The sequence below is a fragment of the Tardiphaga sp. 20_F10_N6_6 genome, from assembly GCF_052076045.1.
Classification (GTDB): Bacteria; Pseudomonadota; Alphaproteobacteria; order Rhizobiales; family Xanthobacteraceae; genus Tardiphaga; species Tardiphaga robiniae.
Map to the genome: position 1 here is coordinate 2158580 of NZ_CP197239.1, position 14527 is coordinate 2173106.

A 14527-nucleotide genomic window follows, 5' to 3' on the forward strand; every position below is an offset into this window, starting at 1 on the left:
TTCGTACGACGAATTAACGCTCGCGTGACGTGCTGCGGCCTTGCCGCAAAAATATGCAGATCAGCTATTCACCAGCGTCATCGTCTTCCGCCCCATCGGCAGCAGGCATGGCCAGCAGCGCAGCTTCCAGCTCATGCAACAGGGCCTGCAGGTCCGACAATTTGCGCGCGCCGAAGCGCTTCGTCATCTCGGCATAGATTGCCTCCGATGTGGGCGCGACGGCCTCGATCAATTTCAATCCCTTTGACGTGATCGAAACAATGCTGCGGCGCAAATCGGCCTTCAGCAAGCGCCGCTCGATCAGCTTGCGCCCTTCGAGATCACGCAGGATGCGCGACAGGCTCGGCCCCAGCAGGAAGGCGACCCGCGCGAGTTCCGTCACCTCGATCTCGCCCGACGCCGCGAGCGCGCGCAGGATGCGCCATTGCTGTTCGGTGAGATCATGCGCGCGAAGCGATGGTCGAAAATGTCGCATCACCGATTCCCGCGTTCGCAGCAGCGACATCGGCAGCGACTGCGAGAAGTCGCGCATGGGGATTTTCGCGGCGGCCCTGGCGGCGGTCCGTGGCTTTGATGCTGTCGTCATGGTCGCCTCTATAGGATGATTCTGGCGCACCGCAGTGTGCAACGCACAATCGAATTGTCACGTCCAGGGTTTGATCGCAACAACTTAACATGTTAATCGGTTTTCCGCGCGGCTTTTCTGCGCGGGATGACGACGCGATGGCACTCACCTCTTCAGACATATCAAGCGCGGCGCAGCGCCTGCATCACGCCGAGAAGACGCGGACGCAGATCCGGCAACTGTCGCTGGATCATCCCGGCATCACCATCGACGATTCCTACGCGATCCAGAAAGCCTGGATTGCAATCAAGACCGGCGAAGGCCGTATCGTGCGCGGCCACAAGATCGGCCTCACCTCCAAGGCGATGCAGAGCGCGCTGAATATCGACGAGCCGGATTCCGGCGTGCTGCTCGACGACATGTTCTTCGCCGACGGCGGCATCGTTCCCACCGACCGCTTCATCGCAACACGCGTCGAGGCCGAACTGGCTTTCGTGATGAAGACACGGCTCGCGGGCCCGGATTGCACGATGTTCGATGTGCTGAATGCCACCGACTTCGTGGTCCCGGCGCTGGAGATCCTCGACACGCGCGTCGAGCGCGTCGATGCGGCGACGAAAGCCACGCGAAAGATTTTCGACACCATCGCCGACAACGCCGCCAATGCCGGCATCGTGCTCGGCGGGCGGCCGATGCGTCCGCTGGACACCGATCTGCGCTGGGTCGGCGCCATGTGCCATCGCAACGGTCAGCTCGAGGAAACGGGCCTCGCCGCCGGTGTGCTGAATCATCCCGCCACCAGCGTCGCCTGGCTGACCAACAAGATCGCGCCGCATGGGCTAGCGCTGGAACCCGGTCAGGTCGTTCTCGCCGGCTCGTTCATTCGCCCCATCGAGACCCGCAAAGGCGACACGATCCAGGCGGACTATGGCCCGTGGGGCACCGTGAGCTGCTACTTCGGCTGAACAGGGATCACGCACCATGCCGCATTTCACCATCGAATATTCGGCCAATCTCGACGGCGCGATCGATATCAGCGCGCTCTGCGAGGTCATCCGCAACGCTGCGGTGCAGACCGGCATCTTCCCGCTCGGCGGCATTCGTGTGCGCGCGATCCGCTGCGAGCATTACGCCATCGCCGACGGCCGCGCCGGCCTCAGCTTTCTCGATATCCTGCTGCGGATCGGCGAAGGCCGGTCGGTCGAGGCTCGCCAGACGGCTGGTGCGCATATCTTCGATGTGGTCTCGACCCATCTCGACAACGTCTTTGCGTCCGGCAGATTCGCATTGTCCTTCGACATGCAGATCAATGACAGCGCGACGAGCTGGAAGCGCAATCCCATTCACGACCTGCTGAAAGCCGAGGCCAACAATGGCTAAGACCCCTGCCGATCCCGCCGCCGTCTTTGCTGCCAATCAGGAACGTGCCGCGCCGCTGCTGAAAAAGCTCACGGCCGACGGCATCGGCAATATCATCGACGGCCAGATCGTGCCGTCCTCGTCGGGTGAGGTGTTCGAGACGACGTCGCCGATCGATGGAAGCGTGCTTGCGCAGGTCGCGCGGGGCACGAAAGAAGATATCGACAAGGCCGCCAAGGCCGCACAGCGCGCCTTCAAGGAATGGCGCGACATGGCGCCGACCACGCGCAAGAAGCTGCTGCATCGGGTTGCGGATGCCATCGAGGACAATGCCGACGATATCGCGGTGCTGGAATGTATCGACACCGGCCAGGCGCATCGCTTCATGGCCAAGGCCGCGATCCGCGGCGCCGAGAATTTCCGCTTCTATGCCGACAAATGCCTGGAGGCGCGCGACGGCCTGAACATGCCGGCCGATGAGCACTGGAATGTCTCGACCCGCGTGCCGATCGGCCCGGTTGGCGTCATCACGCCGTGGAACACGCCGTTCATGCTGTCCACCTGGAAGATCGCACCGGCGCTGGCCGCCGGCTGCACGGTGGTGCACAAGCCGGCCGAATGGTCGCCGGTCACGGCTGACCTGCTGGCGAAGCTCGCCAAACAGGCCGGCCTGCCCGACGGTGTGCTCAACACCGTGCACGGCTTCGGCGAAGAATCCGGCAAGGCGTTGACCGAGCATCCCGCCATCAAGGCCATCGCCTTTGTCGGCGAAAGCGCCACCGGCTCCGCGATCATGGCGCAGGGTGCGCCGACGCTGAAGCGCGTGCATTTCGAACTCGGCGGCAAGAATCCGGTGATCGTGTTCGACGATGCGGATCTGGACCGCGCGCTCGATGCCGTGGTGTTCATGATCTACTCGCTGAATGGCGAGCGCTGTACCTCGTCCAGCCGGTTGCTGGTGCAGGCGAGCATTGCCGATACATTCATCGAGAAGCTCACGGCCCGCGTGCAGGCACTGAAGGTCGGGCATCCGCTCGATCCCAGAACCGAAGTCGGCCCGCTGATCCATGAGCGGCATCACGCCAAGGTCTGCAGCTATTTCGACATCGCACGGCAGGACGGCGCGACCATCGCCGTCGGCGGCAAGCCTTATGACGGCCCCGGCGGCGGACATTACGTGCAGCCGACGCTGGTGACTGGCGCGCACAAGGACATGCGCGTGGCACAAGAGGAAGTGTTCGGCCCGTTCCTCACGGTGATCCCGTTCGGCAACGAAGCCGAAGCCATCGAAATCGCCAATGCCGTGCAATACGGCCTCACCGGCTATGTCTGGACCAATGATGTGGGCCGCGCGCTGCGCGTGGCCGACGCGCTGGAGGCCGGCATGATCTGGCTCAATTCGGAAAATGTCCGCCACCTGCCGACGCCATTCGGCGGCATGAAAGCCTCCGGCATCGGCCGCGACGGCGGCGACTATTCGTTCGAGTTCTATATGGAGACAAAACATGTCTCGCTCGCGCGCGGGACGCATAAGATACAGCGCCTCGGTATCTAGACTGTCATTCCGGGGCGCGTGCGCCCTTACGCACGTGACCCCGGAATCTCGTGCGGTTCATCACCTCTGAACCGCACGGCATCGAGAAGTGATGAACATATCGGGATTCCGGGTTCACGTGCGCTAGTGCGCACGCGCCCCGGAATGACGAGATAAAAACACAGGAAACGCCATGCCCGTGCCGACCCACGTGTTCGATCCGCCCTTCAATATCCTGCGCTCCAGCCACGTCGTGCTGGACGTCACTGATCTCAAGGCCAGCCGCGCCTTCTATGAGAATGCGGTCGGCCTGCATGTCGAGGATGCCGACAGCGACACCGTCTATCTGCGCGCCGTCGAGGAGCACCAGCATCACTCGCTGGTGCTGCGCAAGGCGGCTACGGCCGCCTGTCATCGGCTCGGCTTCCGCGTCGCCAGCGAGAACGATCTCGACAAGGCCGCCGCCTGGTTCGCCGCCAACGGCGTCACCTATTCCTTCGTCGAGCGCCCGTTTCAGGGCCGCACGATGCATGTCACCGATCCGTTCGGCTTCCAGATCGAACTCTATGCGACCATGGAGAAGCGCCCGCATCTGCTGCGCCGCTTCGATCTTTACAAGGGTTGCCATCCACAGCGGCTCGATCACTTCAACGTCTTCGCCGCCGAGGTGCAGGACACCGTCGACTTCTATGCGCGGCTCGGCTTCCGGCTGACCGAATATGGCGAGGAGGACGGCGACAATGGCCGCATCGCCGCTGCCTGGATGCATCGCAAGGGCAATGTCCATGACTTCGCCATCACCAATGGCAAGGGGCCGCGGCTGCACCACTTCGCCTATTGGGTGCCGACCGCGATGAACATCCTGCATCTCTGCGACGTGATGGCGTCATCGGGCTATCTGAAGAACCTGGAGCGTGGCCCCGGCCGTCACGGCATCTCCAATGCGTTCTTCCTCTATGTGCGCGATCCCGACGGCCATCGCCTCGAACTCTACACGTCAGACTACCAGACCATGGACACCGACCACGAACCGCTGCGCTGGTCGCTGAAGGACCCGCGCCGCCAGACCCTGTGGGGCGCCCCTGCGCCAAGGTCATGGTTCGAACAGGGCTCGCCATTCAATGGGCAGGCAGTGCGCGAGCCGGCTTTCGTGGCGGATGTGACGATTGCGGATTGATGACAACAGAGTGTGAGGAACACGCGCGATGACCCATCCCCGCCTCGCCACCTTCACCGTCAACGGAGCCCTGAAATACGGCGCCGTCACCGACGATGGTCTCGTCGATCTGTCCGCGCGCTACGGCGGGGATTATCCGACGCTGCGCGAGGCCATCGCCCATGGGGCCTTGCACCGGCTCGCAGATGCCGCTGCCAACCAGCCTGCGGATTTCGCACTGGACGCCATCACCTGGCAGCCGCCGATCCCCGCCCCGGAAAAGATCATCTGCATCGGCGTCAACTATCCGGACCGCAACGCCGAATACAAGGACGGTCAGGACGCGCCGAAATATCCTTCGATGTTCATGCGCACGCCGCGCTCCTTCGTCGGGCATGAGGCGCCGCTGGTGCGGCCGCGCGTATCCAGGCAGCTCGACTATGAAGGCGAAGTGGTGCTGGTGATCGGCAAGGCCGGGCGACACATCGCCGAGGGCGATGCGCTGGACCACATCGCTGCGCTGACGCTCTGCAACGAAGGCACCATCCGCGACTGGGTGCGGCACGCCAAGTTCAACGTCACGCAAGGCAAGAATTTCGACTCCACCGGCAGTCTCGGGCCATGGATCGTGCCCTATACCGACGAAAGCCAGATCGCTGACATCCGCCTCACCACGCATGTCAACGGCGAGCTGCGGCAGGACGATCGCACCTCGCGGCTGATGTTCGGCTTCCGCTATCTCCTGAGCTATATCTCGACCTTCACGACCCTCGTGCCCGGCGACGTGATCGTGACCGGCACGCCGACCGGCGCCGGCGCACGCTTCGATCCGCCACGCTATCTTACCCCCGGCGATGTGATCGAGATCAAGGCGGACGGCATCGGCACGCTGCGCAATGGCGTCGTCGACGAACACTAACGGATTGGAATACGCATGACTGTTCTCACCGGTGGCGAAGCCATCGTCAGCGGGCTCAAGGCACATGGCGTCGACACGATCTTTGGCCTGCCGGGCGCGCAGGTCTATGGCCTGTTCGACGCCTTTCATCAGGCGAAGCTGAACGTCATCGGCGCGCGCCACGAACAGGCCTGCGGCTATATGGCGTTCGGCTATGCCCGCGCCTCCGGCAAGCCCGGCGTGTTCAGCGTGGTGCCCGGCCCCGGCATTCTCAATGCCAGCGCGGCGATGCTGACCGCCTTCGGCTGCAACGAGCCGGTGATGTGCCTCACCGGTCAGGTGCCGAGTGATTACCTTGGCAAGGGCCGCGGTCATCTACATGAGATGCCGGACCAGCTTGCGACACTCCGCAGTTTCGTGAAATGGGCCGAGCGCATCGACTATCCAGCGGACGCACCGACAAAAGTGGCGCGCGGATTTCAGGAAATGATGTCCGGCCGCCGCGGCCCGGTGGCGCTGGAAATGCCATGGGATGTGTTCACGCAGCGCGCGGAAACCGCTGCAGCGACGACGCTTGAACCGTTCGCCGCTCCCTCGCCCGATCCTGATCGCATCAAGGCCGCCGCCGCGCTGATCAAGGGGAGCAAATCGCCGATGATCTTCGTCGGCGCGGGCGCGATGGACGCAGGCGACGATATCCTCGCACTCGCGGAGATGATCGACGCGCCCGTGGTCGCATTCCGCTCCGGCCGCGGCATTGTCAGCAATGCGCATGAGCTCGGCCTCACCATGGCCGCCGCCTATAATCTGTGGCCGCAGACCGACCTGATGATCGGCATCGGCTCGCGGATGGAGTTGCCGACCACGTTCCGCTGGCCGTTCCGGCCGGAGGGGCTGAAGTCTATTCGTATCGATATCGATCCCATCGAATTCAGACGGCTCACGGTCGATGCGCCGATCGTTGCCGATGCGACAGAAGGAACGCGCGCGCTGGTCGCCGCCGTAAGCAAGGTCGGATACACGAAGACATCGGGCCGCCGCGAGACGATCCGCGCAGCGTCGGCGAAAGCGCAGAAAGACATCCAAGCGATCCAGCCGCAGATGGCCTATCTCGACATCCTGCGCGACGTGCTGCCCGACAATGCGATCGTCACCGACGAGCTGTCGCAGGTCGGCTTCACCTCATGGTTCGGCTTTCCGGTCTACCAGCCGCGCACCTTCATCACCTCAGGCTATCAGGGCACGCTCGGTTCGGGCTTTCCCACCGCGCTCGGCGCCAAGGTCGCGCAGCCGGACCGGCCTGTCGTTGCGATCACCGGCGATGGCGGCTTCATGTTCGCGGTGCAGGAACTAGCGACGGCTGTGCAGTTCAAGATCGGCGTGGTGACGCTGGTGTTCAACAACAATGCCTATGGCAATGTGCGCCGCGACCAGTTGCAGGTGTTCGACGGCCGCGTGGTGGCGGCGGATCTGGTCAATCCGGATTTCGTCAAGCTCGCGGAATCCTTCGGCGTCGGCGCTATCAGGGTGACATCACCTGCGGAGTTCAAGCCGGCGCTGGAAAAGGCACTGGCAGACGGTGGGCCGTATCTGATCGCGATCGACGTGCCACGCGACTCGGAAGTCAGTCCGTGGGCGTTCATTCATCCGAAGAAGCCGTAAGGACCTCCACTCTCTCGATCGTCATGGCCGGACTTGTTCCGGCCATCCACGTCTTGGTCTGAGCGAAGAAGGCGTGGATGCCCGGGACGAGCCCGGGCATGACGGTGCGGGGTGAGAGTGTGTTATTACTGCTTCACCGGCGGATCCAGCAGCATGCAGCCGCCATCCGCGATCGGCCGCATGATGTCTTCGGCCTTCACCTTGCCCTTGATGGTGAGCAGGTCCCACTCGCCCTTGACCTCCGACGGCTTCTTCACTTCTGCCAGCAGCATGTCGTTCATCAGCCGGCCGTCCTCGCGCACGCGGGCGCCCGGCGCGAAGAAATCATCCACCGGCATCGCCTTCATCTGACGCATTACCGTGAGGCCGTCATTGTTGTTCGCGGCTTCCGCAGCGCGCAGATAGTGCTTCACGGCGCTATAGACGCCGGCTTGCGCGTGGGTCGGCATCTTGCCGTGCTTGGCCATGAAGCGCTTGCCGAATTCGCGGCTCTTGTCGTCATTGTCCCAGTAATAGCCCTCGAGATATTGCACGCCTTGCGTGGCTTCGGAGCCGAGCGCTTTCACCGAGGTGAGATAGAAGATCAGCACGGCGAGCTTCTGCTTGCCCTCGCCGATCTGGAATTCGCGCGCCTGCTTGATATTGGTGACGGTGTCGCCAGAGGCATTGGCGAGCGCGATCACCTTGGCGCCGGAGGATTGCGCCTGCAGCAGGAAGGACGAGAAATCCATCGTACCGACCGGATGCTTCACCGCGCCGAGGACCTTGCCGCCGGCAGCTTCGACCACTTTCGAGACTTCCGCCTGCATGGCGATGCCGAACGCGTAATCCGCCGTGATGAAATACCAGGTGTCGCCGCCCTGCTTGACCACGGCCTTGGCGATGCCCTGCGCCAGCGAATAGGTGTCGTAGAGCCACATCGCAGCGGTCGGCGCGCATTGCTTGCCGAACACGTCGGCCGTGGCCGAACCCACATGCACCAGCACCTTGCCGCGCTCCCGCGCCATGTTCTGCACCGCCAGCGAGATCGCGGAATTGCCGATATCGAAGATCGCATCGACGCCCTGCTGATCGTAGAGATCGCGCGCCAGCGATACGCCGATATCGGTCTTGTTCTGATGATCCGGGCCGAGCAGCTTCACCGGCAGGCCACGCACCTTGCCGCCGACATCGTCGATAGCGAGCTGCGCCGCAACCACACTGCCGGTGCCGCCGGCATCGGAGAACACCGAACTCTTGTCGTTCAGCACCGCGATGGTGAGAGGTTTGGTGATGGGTTCGGCAAGCGCCGAACCGTTCAGGCAAGCAACAGCAATGGCAGCCAAGATGCCCATTCGGGTCATTGTCGTTTCCTCGTTCTGGTTTTTATTGAGGAAAGCGTAGCGAGGGCCAAACAACTTGACCAGCAGATTTTAATCGCGCGATTAAATCGAATTCCGACGCGCGGAAAGCGTCAGATAAGCGGTATCGATGCGCTCCGCCGCTGCAGCCGAACGGCAGCGAGTGCCAGTAGTCCCGCACCGGCAACGGCCCAGCACGCGACGGGCGCCCAGTGCAGCAGCGGCGCATAGTCGGGCAGCTTCTGCAATCCACCGGCGACCGCGGCCATGCGTGCGAAGGTTGCGAGCGCGAGTGCCGAGAAGACAAGACCGATGACCTTGCCTTCCGCGCCGGTCTCGCCGATCGCCATCGCCGCCGACACCGCGCTCATCATCATGCAGCCCCATGCGGCGCCGGCGATGAACTGCGCCGCGATCAGCATGTTGAGATTGACAGCGAACTCCGCGCCGATCACCGCACCGGCGCCGAGCAATGCGGCTACGCCCATGACGAAAATCCCGCCCTGACGCTTGACCACCGCGCTGGCCGGAAACATCGCGATGTTGAAACCGATCCAGAATATCGGCATCAGCCATTCCAGATCGGCCGGTTTGGCGAAGCGCAGGAACATCGGCGTGCTGTTGATGCTGAAATGCAATTGGAAACCAAGCGCGAGAATGACCATGGCAGCGATGAACAGCATGGGCATGCGGCCGAGCGCCTTGCCTTGCGCCGGCGAAGCCTTTGCCTCACGGGCGCTGACCTGCACGAGGCCACGCTCGACGCGCGACAGCGCCAGCGTCACGATCAGCAAAACCACGCCGGCAACAACGAAAGGCAGCCGCGGATCGACGCCGCGCAATGTCGCGCCGAGATAGGGCGCGAGCGCACCCGCGACGCCATAGCCGAGCATGGCCAATGCCGCGAGAAACGGCCGCGACGGGCGTGCCGCATATTTGCCGAGCAATGTCAGCGGCGGCGCGCGCAAGGCGGAGGATGTCGCCGACCAGATCACGATCAATGCGATCAGCGCGACTTGCGCCTTCGGCCCTTGCCCGGCAACGAAAGGCAGCGCGACGAAGGCTGCGCAGGACACTGCGGTCAGGATGCCCACAATGAGACCGAGCCGCCCGACCACGCGCGCGATCCTGTCAGCGACCAGGCCCATCGCCGTATCGGTGACGGTGAAGATCGCCTGATCGAGCATCAAGATGAAGATCACGACGGTCGGCGCAATGCCTACATCGGCGGCGAGCTTCGGCAGATAGATCACATAGGTGACCCAGCCGAGCGTGAAGACCAGTTGCAGCACGGCGAGATAGACGCCCGCAGCATTGCTGGTGGCGGCCTGTGTGCCGGTTCGTTCCTGCTCGCTCATGGTCCCCTCGCGCCGCCCGACCATAGAATGGTCGCGGCAGCCAAGGAAAGCGTTCAACGCTTCTCTTCCTTCCCTTCTCCCCTTGCGGGAGAAAGTGGCGCGGCCGAAGGCCGTGCCGGATGAGGGGTAATGCTGGAGCTCCGCTGCTACCCCTCTCCCGTCTTCGCTGCGCGAAGCCACCCTCTCCCACCCTGCACAGCTTCGCTGTGCGTGGGGAGAGGGGAAAATCAGCGCGTCACTGCGTCTTGCGGAAGGTCAGATTGATCCGCTGGCCGCCCATCACCGGATGCTCGCCGTCCGGCAGCGGCGCGACGCCGTGATAGGCCAGCCGCGCCGGGCCGCCCCAGACCACGACGTCGCCATGGGTCAGACGATAGCGCTTCTGCGGCGCGCTCCGTGTGAGACCGCCGAACAGGAAGGTCGCCGGCAGGCCGAGCGAGACCGAAACGATGGGGGCGTCGAGATCGAGCTCGTCCTTGTCCTGGTGCAGCGAGAGTTTGGCGCCGGGCTTGTAGCGGTTGATCAGGCAGGCATCGGGCACGAAGGCATCGAAGCCGGCACGAAGCGCCGCGCGCGCGGCGAGATCGCGAAACGGCACCGGCATCGCGGGCCATCGCTTACCGCTGTCGGGATCGACGGGGTCGTAGCGATAGCCCCGGGGATCCGACACCCACCCGACACGGCCGCAATTGGTCATCGCGACCGACATGGTGTGACCGCCCGGCGTGACCAGATGGCGGAACGGCGCCGCCTTCACGATCATACGCAGCGCGGCGATTACATCCGGCTGTTCGGCGGCGAAGAAGTTGCGCAGCAGAACGGCTCCCTCGGCGAGCTCTTCGCACGCAGGCTGGTCATCCCTGATATCGGCGAACAGGTCGGTCATCGCGGTTATTCAGTCGTCCCGTCACTTCGCATCGTGAAAGATCACCCCGAGCGTATGGCGCCGGCCCGACTTCACGCGGCTGACGCCATGGCGCAGATTGACGCGATAGCTGCCGCGCGTGCCGGCAACCGGCCGGTGATGCACGGCGAACACCACGGCATCGCCCTGCCGCAAGCCTACCACTTCGGCGCGCGACTGCATGCGCGGCCGCTGCTCCGTCAACACGAATTCTCCGCCGGTGAAATCCTCCGATGGTTCCGACAGCAGGATCGCGACCTGCAGCGGAAACACGTGCTCGCCATAGAGATCCTGATGCAGGCAATTGTAGTCGCCGGCCTCATACTGCAGCAACAGTGGCGTCGGCCGTGTCTGGCCCGCCTCATGGCAGCGCTTGAGGAACGCAGCGTGATCGGTGGGAAAGCGCACGTCGATCCCCATCGCCTCGTTCCAGCGATTGGCAATCGCGCTCAATGGTCCGTAGAGCGCGGGGCGCAGACCGGCGATCGGATCTGGCAGCGGATAATTGAAATACTTGTATTCGCCGCGGCCAAAGCCGTGGCGGTCCATGACGATGCGGTTGCGGAAACGGGAATCGTCGGGATAGAGCGATGCGAGATGACGGCACTCATCGGGCGTGAGCAGTTTCCCGAACACGGCGCAGCCCTGGGCGTCGAGATCGGCAGAGATGCGCTGCCAGTCGATGGCGTCGATGCGCGCCTGCGGCGTGGCGTCATTGTTTTCTGGGCGCTTCTTCACGAGTGAAACCATGTCATCGCCTCCGTCATCCGGCCGCGATCATGTTGTCATGGCCTGTTGGCCATTTTGGGGAGACAGGCGGGTGAAGCCACCCGATTTCCGGCCCCTAACCTCTCCCCGCTCTTTGCGGGGAGAGGTCGGACGGCGAAGCCGGCCGGGTGAGGGGCGAGCAGGAGAGAAAAGACAGGCGCAGAACCATCGGATCGAAGGACGGGAGACCCGAGAGCGCGCGCGCGTGGTGACGACGGTGACCGCCCCTCACCCGCTCCGGCTGCGCTGCGCTTCGCCGGATCGACCTCTCCCCGCAATGCGGGGAGAGGTTAAGAACCTCAGCCCACCACCGGCAATGTCTTCACATCATACCCATGGCTGATCTTGCGCTTCAGAACGGGGTCCTCAATCTCGTAGTCGAAACGATCGGCCGGACGGATGCCGCCCTTGGCGGCGAAGGTGCCGCCGAACATGGCGGTGCCGTCTGGCAGCTTGTCGCTGTCGAAACCTTTCTTGATCAGTTCGGCCACCGGCAGCATGCCGCTCAGCAGGCCCTCCTGATACAGCACCTTCTCGCCCTTGATGGTGGCCCAGGAGCGCAGAATGATCTGGTCCCAGTGCGGAAGCAGTTCGGAGAGCTCCCACACGACAGGTGCGATCGGCTTGTCGCACATCTGCTTCGACACGGTGATGTTGTAGGTCTCGACCTTGCGGTCGGTATGGTCGGAGCCGACGCCGACATAGGTCTTGCCGCCTGACGCGATCAGGCAGAATTCGACTTCGCCCGACGAATTCTCGTCGGTGCATTCGATCATGCCGTCGGTGGTGAAGCGGCGCGCCGAGCAGCGGTAATAGATCGGCGTCGAGGCCGGAGGCGCGATACCGAGCGCTTCGAGTTCCTTGATGTGATGATCGCGCGCGACGGGATCGCGGCCGGTCCAGCCGGCGATGACGCCCTGGGTGATCTTGAGCGTCAGCGGCGACTTGGTGCCTTTTGCGTCCAGCGTGAACGCGATCTCGGTGGTCATATGGTTCTTCCTTGCTTGCAATTGAAAGTGAGCTCCGGCGTCGCGCTCCCTCTCCCCGCCTGCGGGGAGAGGTTAGAAAACATCAGCCACGAACGAGCGTCTCCATCCCCGCGGCGAGTTCGAAGATGCGACGGTCGGAGCCGCCGGCGGCTGCCAGCATCAGGCCGACAGGCGCTTCGTCCGGGGCCGAGATCGGCAGCGAGATGGCGCAGCCGTCGATCATGTTGATCAGCGTGCAGTTGCGCAGCGCCATCAGGTTCTGCTTCGAGAACACCTTGTCGTCGGCCATGTCGGCAATCGACGGCGGCGTGATCGCGCAGGTCGGCAGCACCAGCGCATCGTAAGGAGCGATGCGCTTTTCGGTGCGCGCGATCAAAGAACGGCGCATCGGCAGGAGATCGAGATAGTCGGCGGCGTTCTGGGTCTCGCCGCGCTGGATGCGCAGCGCGACTCTGGGATCATAGACGTCACCCTTGCTGGCCAGGAGATAGCGATGCCAGGCGTAGCTCTCAGCCGCCGTAAAGCCGCCCTTGGTGCTCATCGGCGCGATGTCGTTGAACTCAGGCACTTCGATGCGCTCGATGATCGCGCCCTTCTCGGCGAGCTTCTTCAGCGCACGCTCGAACGCTGCTGCGACAACAGGATCGAGATCGTCCATCGCCATGGTGGTCGGTACAGCAAGGCGCATGCCCTTGATCGGGCGCGGCGTGAGCTCAAATTCCGGTTCGCCGGCCAGCACAGCATCCATCACCGCGCAGCAGGCGACCGAGCGTGCGAGCGGGCCGATGCTGTCGAGCGTAAAGGACAGCGGCACGGCGCCATCGAGCGGCACGCGGCGCTGCGTCGGCTTGTAGCCAACGATGCCGTTGAAGGCTGCCGGAATACGGCAGGAACCGCCGGTGTCGGTACCCAACGCCGCATGCGCCATGGCATCGAGCACGGAAACGGCGGCGCCGGAGGACGAGCCACCCGGCACATGGCCGACCTCGCGCTTCCACGCGCCTTTGGGCGTGCCGTAATGCGGATTGGTGCCGATGCCCGAATAGGCGAATTCGACCATGTTGGTGCGGCCGATCACCACGAAGCCGGCGCGGCGCAGACGCGCGACGGTGGGCGCGTCGGCATCGGCCGGCGCGGAATCGTCCAGCGCGCGCGAACCGGCGCGGGTCGCCTGACCCTTGATGTCGAACAGGTCCTTGATGGAGACCGGAATGCCGGCGAAGCGCGACGGCGCGGCATTGGCCTTGCGCAGCGCGTCCATGGCATCGGCGGCGGCCAGAGCCGCATCCTTGTCGACATGGATGAAGGTGCGCTCACCCTCGCCGTTCGGATCGGCGATTTTGGCCAGACAGGCTTCGACCAGTTTGCGCGAGGTGGTGCGGCCGGCGGCGAGGTCGTCGGCCAGGCTGGCGAGGGTCGGTGCGGTCTGGTGGAAGTCGTTGCTCATGGTCGCGGCATCCTGTGTGTCTTGCCGGACCCGCAGGTGGTCACGGCGCCCGGTCGGTATCGCCGAAAGTGTCCTCGATTTCCAGATCGAGCAGCGCGGAGCTGAGCGATTTGCCATGCGCATCGAGCGCGAGCGATCGCGTCACCCCGCCGCCAAGCGCCTGATCCATCACGAAGTTCAACGCTGCGAGATTGGGCAGCTCGTAGCGGACCACCTCGCCCGCGACGATGCCCGCAAACAGGGCCTTCACGCGCGCGGCGGTCACCTGGGATACTATCAACGGATATAGCTTTGCGTCAAAGGCAATTACCGAGATGTTGGAAATGTTGCCTTTGTCACCTGTGCGGGAATGGGCGATCTCGCGCAGCTTCACGTCATACTCCCTGAACCATCCGTACCAACCTACCCTGCCTGGTTGCAGCGGGACAAGCCTCGCACGTATTTCAACCGGAATTCCACGTCGTCCCGCAGTGAGCAGATACGGCCATGCAGCACGCGCGCTGGACCGCCCCCGGTGGAATGTGGAATGTCCATCCAGAGGACAACG

14 protein-coding genes are annotated in these 14527 nt (G+C 63.7%); 6 read left to right on the forward strand and 8 right to left on the reverse strand.

What is annotated here, in order from left to right; all coding sequences use genetic code 11:
* Window positions 1-64: 64 nt before the first annotated feature.
* A complete protein-coding gene (hpaR, locus tag AB7813_RS10560; RefSeq protein WP_175366493.1) occupies window positions 65-586 on the reverse strand; it encodes a homoprotocatechuate degradation operon regulator HpaR in 522 nt (173 codons plus the stop codon).
* Window positions 587-723: 137 nt separating this feature from the next.
* Here hpaR and hpaH point away from each other — a divergent pair, with 137 nt between their 5' ends.
* The 6 genes from hpaH (at window position 724) to AB7813_RS10590 (ending at window position 7174) form a co-directional block, all read left to right on the forward strand.
* Entirely contained in the window at window positions 724-1530 is an 807-nt protein-coding gene (hpaH, locus tag AB7813_RS10565; protein ID WP_175366494.1) for a 2-oxo-hept-4-ene-1,7-dioate hydratase, read from the forward strand.
* Between the two features lie 16 nt (window positions 1531-1546).
* Window positions 1547-1945, forward strand: a complete 399-nt coding sequence (locus AB7813_RS10570) for a 5-carboxymethyl-2-hydroxymuconate Delta-isomerase (protein WP_175366495.1) — start codon at window positions 1547-1549, stop codon at window positions 1943-1945.
* Window positions 1938-3479, forward strand: a complete 1542-nt coding sequence (gene hpaE, locus AB7813_RS10575; protein ID WP_175366496.1) for a 5-carboxymethyl-2-hydroxymuconate semialdehyde dehydrogenase — start codon at window positions 1938-1940, stop codon at window positions 3477-3479. The genes AB7813_RS10570 and hpaE overlap by 8 nt, the downstream gene beginning before the upstream one ends.
* A 172-nt stretch (window positions 3480-3651) precedes the next feature.
* Complete coding sequence (hpaD, locus tag AB7813_RS10580; RefSeq protein ID WP_439064432.1) at window positions 3652-4635, forward strand: 3,4-dihydroxyphenylacetate 2,3-dioxygenase; 984 nt, start codon at window positions 3652-3654, stop codon at window positions 4633-4635.
* Between the two features lie 28 nt (window positions 4636-4663).
* Window positions 4664-5533, forward strand: a complete 870-nt coding sequence (locus AB7813_RS10585; protein WP_175366498.1) for a fumarylacetoacetate hydrolase family protein — start codon at window positions 4664-4666, stop codon at window positions 5531-5533.
* A gap of 15 nt (window positions 5534-5548) precedes the next feature.
* Window positions 5549-7174: a thiamine pyrophosphate-dependent enzyme gene (locus AB7813_RS10590; protein WP_439064433.1), complete on the forward strand. Its 1626-nt coding sequence runs from the start codon at window positions 5549-5551 to the stop codon at window positions 7172-7174.
* Between the two features lie 125 nt (window positions 7175-7299).
* On the opposite strand, the gene AB7813_RS10595 is transcribed toward AB7813_RS10590, so the two are convergent.
* From AB7813_RS10595 to AB7813_RS10625, 7 genes are all read right to left on the reverse strand, one after another.
* The gene (locus AB7813_RS10595; protein ID WP_439064434.1) at window positions 7300-8517 is read right to left on the reverse strand and encodes an ABC transporter substrate-binding protein; all 1218 of its coding nucleotides are present in this window, start codon (window positions 8515-8517) and stop codon (window positions 7300-7302) included.
* A gap of 110 nt (window positions 8518-8627) precedes the next feature.
* Window positions 8628-9872 (reverse strand): MFS transporter, encoded by a 1245-nt coding sequence (locus AB7813_RS10600; RefSeq protein WP_439064435.1) that lies wholly within the window; start codon window positions 9870-9872, stop codon window positions 8628-8630.
* A gap of 235 nt (window positions 9873-10107) precedes the next feature.
* A complete protein-coding gene (gene alkB / locus AB7813_RS10605; RefSeq protein ID WP_439064436.1) occupies window positions 10108-10758 on the reverse strand; it encodes a DNA oxidative demethylase AlkB in 651 nt (216 codons plus the stop codon).
* 21 nt (window positions 10759-10779) lie between these two features.
* Complete coding sequence (locus tag AB7813_RS10610) at window positions 10780-11526, reverse strand: 2OG-Fe(II) oxygenase (protein ID WP_439064437.1); 747 nt, start codon at window positions 11524-11526, stop codon at window positions 10780-10782.
* A 317-nt stretch (window positions 11527-11843) separates the two neighbouring features.
* Window positions 11844-12533 (reverse strand): DUF2848 domain-containing protein, encoded by a 690-nt coding sequence (locus AB7813_RS10615; protein ID WP_439064438.1) that lies wholly within the window; start codon window positions 12531-12533, stop codon window positions 11844-11846.
* Between the two features lie 82 nt (window positions 12534-12615).
* Complete coding sequence (locus tag AB7813_RS10620; RefSeq protein WP_439083112.1) at window positions 12616-13980, reverse strand: amidase; 1365 nt, start codon at window positions 13978-13980, stop codon at window positions 12616-12618.
* A 40-nt stretch (window positions 13981-14020) separates the two neighbouring features.
* Window positions 14021-14353 carry an AtuA-related protein gene (locus AB7813_RS10625; RefSeq protein ID WP_068735784.1) on the reverse strand — a complete coding sequence of 111 codons (333 nt, stop codon included), beginning with the start codon at window positions 14351-14353 and terminating at the stop codon, window positions 14021-14023.
* Window positions 14354-14527 lie beyond the last annotated feature (174 nt).